Raw genomic sequence first — 13192 nt, 5'->3', positions numbered from 1 at the left:
ATGTAGTTTTATCTTATCGCATTTTCCCAAAGCGGTGCTCCGTCTTCCCATTTGTTGTGCGTAATTCTGACTTTTTTTCCGTCAGAAAGGCGTTGTGCTACAATTTCCCCGTACATCTGCGGTGCAAAGATATACTGTTGCACCAAAGGCTGCTCGTCCATAATCCCATATTCTTCAGTCGTATAAATTATCCACTCGCCATCGGGGCTAAAGTGCGGGTGGGCTTCCAGGGTTTCAGAATTGGTAATGCGTTTTGGTTGACTCCATCCTTCAGCTGTTTTTTGCATCAGGAAAATATCCATAGTCAAAACGCTATTTGGTCGCTTGGTCAGGCCATCATCAGAACAATAAATAATTTTATCTCCTTGTAATGAAATCGCCGGAAAGTTTTCCTTGGCCTCGGTTTGGGTGAGTTGTTTCAGTTCATTGCCGGTCTTCAAATAAATATCCATCGTTCCGTTCCTGCCACTTCTGAAAATAAAGCTATTCATATCTTCTGAAAATCCTCCAAATCCATCATTTTGGTCAGAATCAGTAAGTCTGCTGGTTTTCTGTGTATCGAAAAGATATTCATAAATATCGCCTTGTTGGTTGGGGTTAGAACCAAATCTTCCCATCGTAAACTGAAATCCGGAACCATCGGGGTGGTATTTCATATCGATGATTTGCCTGGTAGTGGGGTTTAAATCCACATCGGTTTCTAACGCTACCGGTAGGGTATTTACATCGTTGGTTAGGTAATTCACCTCGTGAAAGTTTGGAACCAGGTTAAAAAACTTGTGGCTAAAAAAGGCAGCAAATAAGGTAAACAATATTGCTATGGACAATGTGTAGGTCATCAATTTACTTACGCGATAATGGGGTTTCTGTAATCGTTTTCGCTGTTGCCAAATGCGGTACGTCAAGATACAAAGGAACACAAAAACTGCACTTACCAGCAGCAAATAAGTTCGAACAGTGCTTAAAGGCATTCCTTCAACTAAGAAAAAATAAAAGAAACTACCAAGCGCTGTCAATAACACGAGAAGTCCTCCCAAAGTAAACAAGAGGTATCTCCAGAATTTGATCGTTTTTCGGTGGATTACGGCCAAAACTATTCCTGATAAAGCAAGTATAAGCAGTATGACTAAAATAGCAGCTGCACCAAAAGCAGCCGGCTCAATATCATCCAGCGGATTTTCATTGTTGTAGCTTTCTATTATTAAAGTCGGTTGGTGGGGATGTGAGGGTGCTGCAAAAGCCCGTCTTACACCAAAAACCTCTACAGGCATACTGTCTATTAATTGATGATGTGGCGAATGTTTGGTGAGCAACTCACCTGAGAACCCATTTTTATTGCTTGGCTGTTCTATCGGTTTTACTGCACCATGGAATACCAACATACCGGACGAATGCACAAAAGGGTTGAGCATATCGATGGAATCCTCGTATATCAGTTTGGTTTCTCCATTTTCCAAATCTGTTTCAGCCAGTCTGAACAACCCATTATTTTCTTCCCAAGAACTGCTAATTAATTTGTCTTCATAAAATTTGGGTGAAATGGTTTCCGGACCGTTTTTATTGAGTTGGGTTTGTCCGCTACCATCGGGATTCATTTTGTAAAGTCTTAAATCACTTGTTCTTCCGCTATAAAAATAAATGCTTCTGCCGTCATCTGAATATACCGGACTGCCATCCCATGCTGCCGTTTCTGTAAGCCGTTGCACATTACTGCCATCGGCATTCATTTTATAGAGATTACCAATCCGATGTACGGCAAAAGAAAAAAATGAGTGGGGCTGTACCTCGTGGCCTCGTGTGCTGGAAAACACGATATGATTGCCATCAGGTGAAATGGCAGGCCTGAAATCCCCTTCGGGCTGATTGGTCAAATTGATGGCATTGTTGATATCCTGAGTTACTTCCGGCAAAAAAGGTAGTTTATAAATATCAGCATTTCCCTCATGTGTAGATACAAACACCATCCATTGACCGTTGGGAGCTATGGCCACCTGATTTTGCATGGATTCACTTTGAATGAGCAATCGAGCGGGGGTGTTACCCTTGATGTTCTTGATCCATAGCTTAGGAAATCCGTCCCGCTCAGAGGTAAACATAATATATTTCCCGCTTGGGTCGATAATGGCATCATAATCTAAGGCTGGATGATCGGTTATTTTTTTGTAAGGCTCTCCCGGTTGTTCGGCCAGATAAATATCCCATCCTTCGGGTGACATTGAAGAATAAAAAATACGCTCCGGTGATTGTGCATTTATGCTCAAATTACTGAAGCAATAAAGAAATAGCAAAGCAATTACTCTCATTTTGAAAAGGTTTGTCAAACGGTTCAATATCATTGCTTAATCTAGGAATAGCAATCCCTGAATTCAGGGATTGTGCTTTGCATCTGGTAGTCTTACTTTTAGGTCATTCTATTTAATCAGGAATGAAACAGTTTATCCTACTTACTTTTCTCACAAGCATTTTATTCTGCCAATCACAGGCCCAATCATCCTGGCCTGATAGCAGCAAGCATCAAGGCTTAAATCTTAAGACTGAACTTGACAGAATTTCAGTTTTTACTTCACAAGAAGCATCAATAGATGAGGTGAGCCTGCAGCTCCTACAAAATGCCAAACGCTATTTTGATCAAGTATTTGAAATGGATTTTCCAGTTTCCGTCCTTTTTGTGTCCAATGCTGAGTGGGGCCAATATGCTTTTTATCCTCCGCCCGGCATGCCCCAGGCATGGGCTGGCAATATTTTTCTGGGGAGTGAAAAATCGGTTGTAGCCATTCATGCTGAGCAGCAACTGAAATACCTACCAGAAGCTCAATTAGCCGAATTAAAAAGACACTTTGGCGACCCACTGAATATGGATTTGTTTTACCGTAACAATTTGTCGGTACATGAATTGGGGCATTTGTATCATTTCGTGGAGGCGACCCAAGCTCCGAGGAAGTGGCTTCAGGAAGTTTTTGCTACCTGGGCTGAAAGAGCTTATTTGGTGAAGCATCATCCGAATATGGCAGATGCTACCGCGGCCTATGCCAAGATGGGAACAAAGCTGCTTGTTTCACGAATTACATATACATCACTGGAAAAATTTGAAGAATTATATCTGCCTGGATTGGGGCCGCAAAACTATGAGTGGTTTCAGTTTCAACTCTTCCAAAAAGCAGTAAAATTGCATCAACAATTCGGAACAGATGGTCTAGTGAAGCTGCGGGATTTTCTGGTGGCGACAGATAAGGCCATGGTTGGATCATTGGATGACACCGCCCTGCAGGAACTTTCCCTTAAACACTTGGGATATGAAGCAACAGAAGTCCTTTTTGAATGGAACTATTGATCAGACCTGATTCAGTTTATATACCAGTTCTGCAGTATTTTTCGCTGCTAGTTTCTGCAATAGGTTCTTGCGGTGGCTTTCCACAGTATTGAAACTGATGTGGAGTTGATCACTGATGTTTTTGGTCGAGTAGCCTTGGGAGAGCAATAGGGCCACTTCTTTTTCCCTTTCAGAGATTTTGTTTTTGTTTTGTAAAAATTGAAACCTGGCCTGATTAGCTTTAAAATAGTAATTTTTTGCCTCCATCAGTTTATTCTTTATATCATTTTCAAGCAGCAGAATATCTTCTTCAGCTTTATTTCGGGTATCAATCCAAGAACATAAAACCAAATAAGAAATTGGATCAAATGCCTTTTCATCCAGCAAAACGGCATTGTAATTTACGGAGATCCTCTTTTTAGCAGTATCAAAAACAGCAGCTTTAACATGAAGAAATTCGTCCGCAAAAATACCATCTGTATGATTTTGAATCTTTTCTGCCTGTGAATACATGGTTTGATAAATATTTTCTATCAATTCAGGAGGGATGATGCTGGTAAAAAATACCATTCCTTGTTTTTCAAAAAGAGGGTAGGGATGGCCTGTCACCTGTTCAATGGAAGGGCTTACATATAGAAAATCATGCGTATAAAGCCAAAAAAGTGCAAAAAAGGAATCCGGAAATGATTCTAATTCAGCTTGTAATTGTTCAATTTTTGTTTTTATGGCCTCGGATTGGATACCAAATGCTTCTGACAAACATAAAAATGACATGTTAATTAAGTATTAATTCAGTAATTGATAATTCTTAGAACAGTTCAATTTAAAACAAAAAAGTAATATTTCTAATTTAATTGCTTTAAAACTAAAATTCATTCTTTCACAAGGAAGCTTTGGTTGATTAGTTTGTATGCAGACCAGAAGCCTAAAAGATGACAAGATAAAAGATGCGATGAAGGAAAGTCAAATCCTGGTGAAAACCTTGGCCCTGGTCCATGAAAAGAAGTATCCGAATTACCTAGTTTTGACTTTGTCCATTTTTTCAATATTTTGAATGATCAGTATTAAATATTCCTCCAACAACCTCTAAAACAAAAAACGTGAACCTTAACCGTAGAGATTTTATCAAAACCACAACCATTCTTTCAGGAGGAATTTTATTGCCAGCCTATCTCAAAAGCTGCCAATCCCCTGATCAGGTATATGATCTGGTAATTTATGGGGCCACTTCGGCAGGTATCATTGCCGCTGTCAAAGCTGCACAAATGGGGCGATCCTGTATACTTGTAGAGCCTTCCTCCCATATTGGAGGACTCACTACCGGTGGATTGGGCGCTACCGATCTGGGTTATGCCGATGCCATTGGAGGCATGTCAAGGGGATTTTACCAGAGACTCAGGGAATATTACAAAGATGATTCCAAGTGGAAATATGAAGAACCTCAAATCGTGGGTGCCAATGATACTTCATGGTTTTTTGAGCCGAGTGCGGCTATGGCAGTTTACAAGCAAATGCTTGAAGAAAATAATATTCCGGTAGTTATCAATGACCGATTGATTCTGGGAAGTAAGGGTGTCAACAAAAGGGGGAAGAGCATCACCTCCATTGTTACCGAGAAGGGGAATGTTTACTATGCCAAAATGTTTATCGATGCCAGCTACGAAGGCGATCTCATGGCCATGGCGGGAGTTTCTTTTCATGTGGGGAGGGAGGCCAATTCCGTATATGGTGAAACCCTTAACGGTATTCAAAAAGTGAGAACGCATTACCATATTTTTCCGGGCTTTGTGGATCCCTACATAGAACCTGGTAACCCTCAAAGCGGTATTTTACCCGGTGTACATGGAGAGGAACCCGGAAAGGATTTTGAAGGGGATCACCGCATTCAAGCTTATTGCTATAGGTTATGTCTGACAGATGTGAAGGAAAACAGCATTCCCTTTGAAAAGCCACAGGGATATGAGGAACTGGAATATGAACTGCTTTTCCGCAATTTTGAAGCCGGAGAGAACCGTATTCCATGGTTACCGCATATGATGCCAAACCGGAAAACGGATACCAACAACCGCTGGGGCTTTTCAACCAACAAAATCGGCATCAATTATGACTATCCCAAGGGTAATTATGGGTTAAGAGAAAGCATTCTTGCCGAGCAGGAACATTATCAAAAAGGCTTGATGTGGACCTTAGCCAACCATCCCCGGGTACCTGAACCAATCAGGACAGAAGTGAAAAAATGGGGGTATGCAGCCGATGAATTTACCCATAACCATTCCTGGCCTACGCAGATTTATGTGCGTGAGGCAAGAAGGATGATAGGGGAGTATGTGATGACCGAGAATGACTGCAGGAGGATAAGCGTAGCAGACCAATCCATAGGTATGGGCTCTTATACCATGGATTCACACAATGTCCAACGCTATATTACCCGTATGGGATGTGTTCAAAATGAAGGGAATATTGAAGTTTCCACAGGAGGCCCTTATGTCATTCCATTTGGTTGTATTCTTCCCAATCGTCAGGAATGCGACAATTTGCTGGTTACCTGCGCCGTGTCCGCATCCCATATAGCCTTTGGTTCGATCCGGATGGAACCTGTTTTTATGATATTAGGCCAGTCAGCGGCCACTGCGGCATCCTTGGCATTGGAAACAAATACCGGATTGCATGAGCTGAGTTACCCGAGATTGAGAGAAAAACTACTGGAAGATGGGCAGCGTCTGGATTTGGATAAGGAAAAGTTTCTACCCCTTTTGCCTGAATCAGAGCCTCTTCGGGAGCGGAAAAGAATAGATAATGAACCCAATCTTTCAAAGGGATGCGTGGTGGATTACTTTGATTAAACCTATTTGTATTCGGAATAGAAATAAAATGGATCATCTCAGTTATCTTAATGACTCTTAAGTAGGTTCCTTTTTATACATTCTTTATCTTTTCAAAAACCTTATTTAAAGTATAGCATCAGCTATTATAAAAAAAATTGTTTCGATTGAGAAAAATTTGGAAACAAAAAGGAATTTAAACAGTTTTGCTAGAAAATATCGGATATAAGTTGAAAAACATAGTGACATATTGTAGAAAACTGGGGAGCAGCATCCTTTTGTTGGCTTACACTTTCATGTTGTTCAACAATATCATTTTTATCCACTCCCACTGGAGTGATGAACATTTGGTGGCTGTTCATGCCCACCCCTACAACTTGGATTTAGATGATAAGGAGAGAAAAAATAAAGAACAACATTCCAATGATGAATATGAACTTTATGAACTTATTTTTAATACTCCTGTAACTGAGATTTCTTTTTTTAGCTTTGTAATCCAATCCATAGAACATGTAAACATTTCAATTGCCTGCCCTGATTCCTTGCCTCTTTATGACAATTTTTTGAGAGATAATGGAGTAAGAGGTCCCCCTTATTTTTCTTAAATAGCCCATCATCCGATTGGTAATCCGCAATTTTCAAACTTCATAAAGCATTATAAAAAAACAAAGAATTAAACTCTTTCTTTGTACCCTGTTTTTGGCATGCTGAAATATTTCCTATGGAATCATTTCTTCATGCATTGGAAAAATTTGGCCGGATATCCATGATGAAAAAATAAGATTTTTTTGATGGTGGGAATTAATCTGTTATGCCATTGCTGGAATGACAGCTAATCGTGTGATTCTTCTTTTAAAAATTGGAAAAATTAATTAGGTACAATTGATTCTTAATAAAAACTAATGAAAAAGTCCATACTTATAATATTTATCTTTTTCCTATTCATTGGTCCTATTATCGGGCAACAAACAGGGAATATTGAAGGTCATATAACCTCATCTGGCCAACCTTTGGTACAGGCAACAATATTGTTACAAAATACACAGTTAGGCGCTGTATCTGATTTTGATGGCAAATTTTCAATTCAGCAGATTCCTGCGGGAAATTACAAACTTCAGGTCCGGGCTGTAGGTTTTGCCACCACATTGATCGATGTGACAGTAGATGCAGGGAAAACAACAGCTGTTACAAAAGAAATCAATGAAGATAGGATAGGACTTAACGAAGTCGTAGTGAGCAGCAGTAGATATGAACACAGCAGGGAAGATGCACCAAGTGTAGTGTCTGTGGTTGGTTCAAAATTATTGAATGCCACACAGTCCATGTCCATGGTAGATGGTTTAAGTTTTCAACCTGGAGTTAGGGTAGAGGCCAACTGCCAAAACTGTGGCTTCACCCAACTGAGAATGAATGGTCTGGAAGGTCCTTATACCCAGATCCTGGTAAATAGCAGGCCTATTTTCAGTACACTGACCGGAGTATATGGTCTGGAAATGATTCCCGCAAACATGATAGAGCGGGTGGAGGTCGTTAGGAGTGGTGGATCAGCATTGTTTGGTTCAAATGCGATCGCAGGTACAGTCAATATCATTACTAAGGAGCCAGTGGAGAACACTTGGCAAATCGGGTCAAATTTTGGATCTATGAGAGGAAATGTTGCAGACAACACCTTGAATTTTAACGGTTCTGTGGTAAGCGAAGACCTCAACAGCGGAGTGACTTTTTATGGAATGAAAAGAGATAGGGGCGGTTTTGATGCCGATGGAGATGGATTCACAGAAATTGTACAATTGAACAACCTTACCTTTGGAGCGAAGGCATTCTACAAACCAACAGAGCTCAGCAAATTGACCCTCGATGTCAATGCCATTGATGAGTTTAGAAGGGGAGGTGACCAACTGGACAAGGCTCCGCATCTGGCCGATATTGCAGAACAATTGGACCATAGCATAGTCAATGTAGGTCTCACCTATGACCAATTCAGTAAAGACCGTAGGACCAAAGTATCTACTTATGGTAGTTTGCTTTCAGGGGTTAGAAGAAGTTACTATGGAGGTTTGGGAGGGGAACGTACCTTAGCCGACAGCTTGGCCGCAACCAATGCCTATGGTCTAACCAATGATTTAGCAGGTGTTTTGGGTTCCCAATTCACCCATAACTTCAGCGGAAGAAATGTCTTTGTCGGTGGGGTGGAATACCAGGGAAATGCTGTAAAAGATGAAATCTCCGGTTATGAAAAATTAATTGACCAAAGGGTAAACAATATTGGTTTTTATGGTCAGTTTGAATGGAAAGCAATCGATCGGCTAACACTGTTTCTAGGAACCAGGTACGATGTGGTCAGTGTGGATGGAGTTTATGAAATTGGTGATATCAACAGACAGGTGGACTTCAATAGAGGTGTGTTAAGCCCCAGATTCACTTTGCTATATGATGTCGCCCCAAATGCACAATTAAGAGGTGGCTATGCACGTGGTTTCAGAGCCCCGCAGGCATTTGATGAGGACCTGCACATTTCTTCCGTTGACGGTGAACAAAGGTTTATCATTTTGTCCAATGATCTGGAAATGGAGACATCAGATGCCTATACTTTGTCTCTAAATGTTGGAAAAAATACAGGGCTAATTCAGAGCAACTTTTTGGTTGAAGGTTTTTATACCAAGCTGAATAACCAATTTCAAAGAGTAAATATTGGACAACAGGAAAATGGTGCCTTCATAGAAGAAACAAGGAACGGAAGTGGAGCTACCGTTTCAGGTGTCAACCTTGAATATTCAATTTCTCCCTCCAAATATTGGTCCTTCCAAGCAGGTGGAACTTTGCAGAGAGCTTTGTATGACGAAGATGAGGTCCTATTTGAACCGGAAGATGGGTCAACAGAATTTCCTGCTGTTACAGTATCAGAATTTATAAGAACGCCCAACTCATATGGATTCTTAAATACAAACTGGAGCCCCAATAATAGGTTCAGTGTGGATCTGACAGGTCTGTATACCGGATCCATGGTAGTGCCATTGGTGGTCAATGAGGAAGCATTTATAGAATTGATCGATTCCCCGGCTTTTTATGATGTGAATATACGTCTGGCCTATAAATGGCAATTGAAAAATAAATTCAGTCTGGAACTGAGTGGGGGAGTACAAAATATTTTTGACAGTTTCCAGAGGGAATTTGATACCGGACCGACAAGAGATGCAGACTTTGTCTATGGGCCTTTGAGACCAAGAACATTTTTCATGGGTGTGAAAATCGGTAATTTCCTGTGATGAAGTCAATGACCATCATATTGCTGTTTATGTTCCTGAGCGGGTATGTTCCTGCTCAGGAACTTAAAAGTGATATTTGGTTAGATTTTGAGCAATTGGAAGATTCTCTGAAAGTAAATCCAAAACCTGTTTTATTATATTTCCATACCGACTGGTGTACCTATTGCAGAAAAATGGAAGCAGAGGTTTTTACAAAACCTGCTGTGCTTGAATTGTTGTCACAAAATTTTTATGCCGTAAAATTCAATGCAGAGTATCCTGATGAAGTTATTTTTGATGGGAGAATTTTTTCCAATCAACAATTAAAAACATCCCGAACTCCTCTTCATGAGCTGGCTATTCTTTTTAATGGAGGTGAAAATACCTTTGCGCCGCCTTTGTTGATGTTGTTTGATGGGCAATTTATTTTTAAAAACAGGGCAAATAATTATTTGGATTCCAAATCACTCCAATCCTTTCTCCAATCTGCCCTGGATCAGAATTAAAGAGGGATCCAAAATGAACCGAATAAACCAATCCCAAGGGGAATTTCGCTTATGACTGGAACGGAGATGACCCGGATTAGGCAGATGATTGCGGATTTTTGGAAGAATTTTAATTCTTTATAAATCAGCGTGAAGCAGCAAAATCTACGTCATCCGCGTTCTATTAAAACCATTTGATATTCATGGACATCGGCTAATCACAAACCACTTGTTTTAATAATTAAACTTATTTTTATTGAGTCTGATAATCATATTGGGAATTTTAAAATTGGAATTCGATGAAGATAGATGGAAGTTTTATGTTCTTGGGGAAAATGCTATTGTTTTCCCTTATTTTTTGTTGCCTTTCCTGCCAGAATTCCTCAACAAATGAAATTGAAAATCAGGAATTTCTTGCGCCTGAGTATTGGAAAAACCAGGTTTTGCAAGATGTTATACCTTATTGGACACGCAGTATTGTCGATTCTGCCAATAATTCCTTTTATACCACCCTGGATGAAAACTGGCAGGCTAATTCAGATTCTGTAAGATTTCCAAGCATGATCGCAAGACATCTTTTCAGTTATGCCTCGGCCTATCTCCTGAGCGGAGAGGAGGAGCACCTTGTGATGGCAGACAAGCTTTACGATTATCTGATCCGGTATTCATGGGATGGAGAATATGGGGGATGGTTTAACTCCCTGAATCCTGATGGGCTTCCTTTGGATGTCAATAAATCCACCTTTGTCCAGGTTTATGTCATTACCGGACTGGCCATGTATTACTTTGTCACCAAGGATGATGAAGTATATGATTTTATCCAAAGCTCCAATTCGATTTTGGAGGAGAAGGTGTGGGATTCCTCAAAAGGAGGCTATTTTGACAACCTAAACCGCGACTGGTCCCTGCAAAATAATGTCAAATCTTTCAGTTCACAGTTGGCCCCGGTTTCAGGCTATCTGAATTATCTTTATTTGGCCACCCGGGATGTACAATACCTCCATCAGATGGAAAGGATTCTGGATACCTGCTTGGAAAATATGCTGGACAATGAGAATGGTTGGATTTTGGAATCTTTTGATCAGGACTGGAATTATATGGTTCAAAGAACAGACGAAAATGAAATCAATGTAGGCCATAATATTGAGCTGGCCTGGATGTTGGTCAGAGCTTATCTGTTGAACGGCAATGCTGAGTATCTTTCTTCTGCAAAAGCGCTTTCAGACAGTAGCCACCGCTATGGATTCAATGACAAATCAGGAATATGGTATGGTGGCATTGGGAATACGAACCCAGAAAAGCAAAGTGATTTTACCTATTGGTGGATACAGGCCTATGGATTGATGTTTGACCTGTGTCTGACATCCCTTAGTGAAAAGGAACCCTATGTACAGTCCTTTTTAAAAGGTGCGGATTTCTGGGAGAATTACTTTATGGACAGGGTCAAGGGTGATTCCCATTTGGCAGTTTCTGAAACCGGAGAAGTAAAGATGGGGGTCAAAGCCAATCAGTTCAAGGCATCCTACCATAATGTGGAGCATGGCATGTTGAATTACCTATACCTCAGTGCCTGGGTAAACCCACAGCCGGTGACTTTATATTTTCGCATCAAGAATTCCCCTGAGGGTGAAATCTTGTATCCTTTGCCCATTGAATCCATGGATTATACCATCAAGGAGGTTAAAATCAATGGAAAAGCATTTGCCTTTCAGATGGGTCCTGAAAATGGCATTAGTCTTCCCCAGATTAATGCATCCAAGGTTTCGGTGGAGATTGGGTTTTAGAATTAAGGCATAAGATATTTCCACAACCCTTGAGGTTTTTACAACCTCGAGGGTTTCATAATTTTATTATCAATTCTATACCATTGTATATATAAGAGAAAAAACCTTCGAGGTCTGGAAGACCTCAAAGGTTATTCAGATCACAATTCTGCAATGACCTCCACAATCGCATCTCCGCTGCTGTACAATTCAGGCCTGATCTCTGCCCCTAGACCTGGGGCTTCTGGTGCCGATACAAAACCGTTTTGGGGCACAGGCACATTGTTCAGGAAATAGGGGTATTGATGGGTATATTTCCAATAATTGCTTTCCATGATCATGAAATTGGAAAGGGAAGTAGTCAAATGTATGGAGGCCAGCCATAGCAAAGGTCCTCCAGCTGTATGGGGTGAAGTTGGAATCAGGTAAGCATCCGCCATATCAGATATTTTCTTGGCTTCAGTGATTCCTCCGCACCAACTTAAATCATACATGATCACATCACAGGCACCTGATTCAAGGAATTCCCGGTATTCATATCTTGTCGCCAAAGTTTCACTGTGGCAAATGGGGACTGAGGTTTCCTGAGCCAAAGCAGCATAAGCTTTCGCATTATTCATGAGCATGACATCCTCCATGTACAGGATATCGAAGGGTTCAAGACCTTTGGCAATTCTCTTTGCACTGGGAAGATCAAATCTTCCCCAACAGTCTACGCAGATGTCCATTTGGTTGCCTGCCACATCCCGTATTTCTCTTATCCAATCCAGCCCTTTTTCAATATCAGCACGGGTAATATAAGGTCCGCCACTGCTGTCAAAAGGATATATTTTCATTCCGTTAATGCCCTTATCCATCAAGAATTTAACAATCTGAGCGGTTTGGGTACCCATTTTCATATTGTTGATGGCCCAGTAATCGGTAACGGTGTTATAAACTTTTACCTTTTCTCTTGTTTTTCCTCCCAAAAGCCTATACAATGGCTGGTTGGTAGACTTGCCTAAAATATCCATTTGGGCCATGTTGATGGCACTCAGAATCCGCATATCTGCCCCGCCTGCATTCCTCATGGCCATATCATGGTAAAACCTCTTCCAAATCCCATCTATATCCCTGGGATCCTTTCCAATCAACAATCGGGCATAATCTTTTAAGGCTCCTAATTCTCCATTGGAGAAAGGATAGGTTTCTCCTATTCCCACAATCCCGGCATCAGTGTGTAAGCGGACCCAAAAGAATTCAGCACCATCTGCTCCGCCCGAACCTCCACCTATGCGGATATCCTTTTTGAAATGGATGCCTTCAATTTTGGTGATTTTCATTTTGTCTGCTTGATTGATAGCAGATAAAGTTTCCAAGGGGAGAAAACTTGCTCCAATAGCACCCAAGGTGCTAACTGTTGCATTTTTTAAAAACTGCCGTCTGCCGGAATGATGTAAATGTTTCATTTTCAGTGTGGGTTTTGGGTTTGAGGGATAAATTCTTAATATAAGAACAACGGTAATTAAAAAGTCTGATTTTTACATAAATACCATTTAATATTTTATAAAATAATAAATGGAGGTAT

At 40.7% G+C, this 13192-nt stretch carries 10 protein-coding genes; 7 read left to right on the top strand and 3 right to left on the bottom strand.

The window, feature by feature from the left end; genetic code table 11:
• Positions 1-8 precede the first annotated feature (8 nt).
• A complete protein-coding gene (locus ACFSKV_RS06735) occupies positions 9-2303 on the bottom strand; it encodes a DUF5050 domain-containing protein (RefSeq protein WP_380801171.1) in 2295 nt (764 codons plus the stop codon).
• A 122-nt stretch (positions 2304-2425) separates the two neighbouring features.
• On the opposite strand from ACFSKV_RS06735, the gene ACFSKV_RS06730 reads away from it, so the two are divergent.
• On the top strand, positions 2426-3331 hold the full coding sequence (locus ACFSKV_RS06730; protein WP_380801170.1) for a hypothetical protein: 906 nt from the start codon (positions 2426-2428) through the stop codon (positions 3329-3331).
• Here ACFSKV_RS06730 and ACFSKV_RS06725 read toward each other — a convergent pair whose 3' ends face one another.
• On the bottom strand, positions 3332-4084 hold the full coding sequence (locus tag ACFSKV_RS06725) for a helix-turn-helix transcriptional regulator (protein ID WP_380801169.1): 753 nt from the start codon (positions 4082-4084) through the stop codon (positions 3332-3334).
• 136 nt (positions 4085-4220) lie between these two features.
• Here ACFSKV_RS06725 and ACFSKV_RS06720 point away from each other — a divergent pair, with 136 nt between their 5' ends.
• The 6 genes from ACFSKV_RS06720 to ACFSKV_RS06695 all read left to right on the top strand — a co-directional run bounded on the left by ACFSKV_RS06720 (position 4221) and on the right by ACFSKV_RS06695 (position 11646).
• The gene (locus tag ACFSKV_RS06720; RefSeq protein WP_380801168.1) at positions 4221-4364 is read left to right on the top strand and encodes a hypothetical protein; all 144 of its coding nucleotides are present in this window, start codon (positions 4221-4223) and stop codon (positions 4362-4364) included.
• A gap of 46 nt (positions 4365-4410) precedes the next feature.
• On the top strand, positions 4411-6153 hold the full coding sequence (locus ACFSKV_RS06715; RefSeq protein ID WP_380801167.1) for an FAD-dependent oxidoreductase: 1743 nt from the start codon (positions 4411-4413) through the stop codon (positions 6151-6153).
• 185 nt (positions 6154-6338) lie between these two features.
• Positions 6339-6737, top strand: coding sequence for a hypothetical protein (locus ACFSKV_RS06710; RefSeq protein ID WP_380801166.1), 399 nt, complete (start codon positions 6339-6341; stop codon positions 6735-6737).
• A 297-nt stretch (positions 6738-7034) separates the two neighbouring features.
• Positions 7035-9398 carry a TonB-dependent receptor gene (locus ACFSKV_RS06705; RefSeq protein ID WP_380801165.1) on the top strand — a complete coding sequence of 788 codons (2364 nt, stop codon included), beginning with the start codon at positions 7035-7037 and terminating at the stop codon, positions 9396-9398.
• Complete coding sequence (locus tag ACFSKV_RS06700; protein WP_380801164.1) at positions 9398-9883, top strand: thioredoxin family protein; 486 nt, start codon at positions 9398-9400, stop codon at positions 9881-9883. The genes ACFSKV_RS06705 and ACFSKV_RS06700 overlap by 1 nt, the downstream gene beginning before the upstream one ends.
• 278 nt (positions 9884-10161) lie before the next feature.
• Positions 10162-11646, top strand: a complete 1485-nt coding sequence (locus tag ACFSKV_RS06695; protein ID WP_380801163.1) for an AGE family epimerase/isomerase — start codon at positions 10162-10164, stop codon at positions 11644-11646.
• A gap of 140 nt (positions 11647-11786) precedes the next feature.
• Here the strand turns inward: ACFSKV_RS06695 and ACFSKV_RS06690 are convergent, their stop codons facing one another.
• Complete coding sequence (locus ACFSKV_RS06690) at positions 11787-13073, bottom strand: mandelate racemase/muconate lactonizing enzyme family protein (protein ID WP_380801162.1); 1287 nt, start codon at positions 13071-13073, stop codon at positions 11787-11789.
• Between the last annotated feature and the right edge of the window lie 119 nt (positions 13074-13192).

Source organism: Shivajiella indica, assembly GCF_042683085.1.
Classification (GTDB): Bacteria; Bacteroidota; Bacteroidia; order Cytophagales; family Cyclobacteriaceae; genus Shivajiella; species Shivajiella indica.
Note: the sequence above shows the minus strand (reverse complement) of the source record. Positions and strands in the feature narration are given on the sequence as shown.

What these genes read in the sequence shown, in the direction of transcription:
- ACFSKV_RS06735 (WP_380801171.1), bottom strand. Translation starts at nt 2,303, where the DNA reads ATGAGAGTAATTGCTTTGCTATTTCTTTATTGCTTCAGTAATTTGAGC.
- ACFSKV_RS06730 (WP_380801170.1), top strand. Translation starts at nt 2,426, where the DNA reads ATGAAACAGTTTATCCTACTTACTTTTCTCACAAGCATTTTATTCTGC.
- ACFSKV_RS06725 (WP_380801169.1), bottom strand. Translation starts at nt 4,084, where the DNA reads ATGTCATTTTTATGTTTGTCAGAAGCATTTGGTATCCAATCCGAGGCC.
- ACFSKV_RS06720 (WP_380801168.1), top strand. Translation starts at nt 4,221, where the DNA reads ATGCAGACCAGAAGCCTAAAAGATGACAAGATAAAAGATGCGATGAAG.
- ACFSKV_RS06705 (WP_380801165.1), top strand. Translation starts at nt 7,035, where the DNA reads ATGAAAAAGTCCATACTTATAATATTTATCTTTTTCCTATTCATTGGT.
- ACFSKV_RS06700 (WP_380801164.1), top strand. Translation starts at nt 9,398, where the DNA reads ATGAAGTCAATGACCATCATATTGCTGTTTATGTTCCTGAGCGGGTAT.
- ACFSKV_RS06695 (WP_380801163.1), top strand. Translation starts at nt 10,162, where the DNA reads ATGAAGATAGATGGAAGTTTTATGTTCTTGGGGAAAATGCTATTGTTT.
- ACFSKV_RS06690 (WP_380801162.1), bottom strand. Translation starts at nt 13,073, where the DNA reads ATGAAACATTTACATCATTCCGGCAGACGGCAGTTTTTAAAAAATGCA.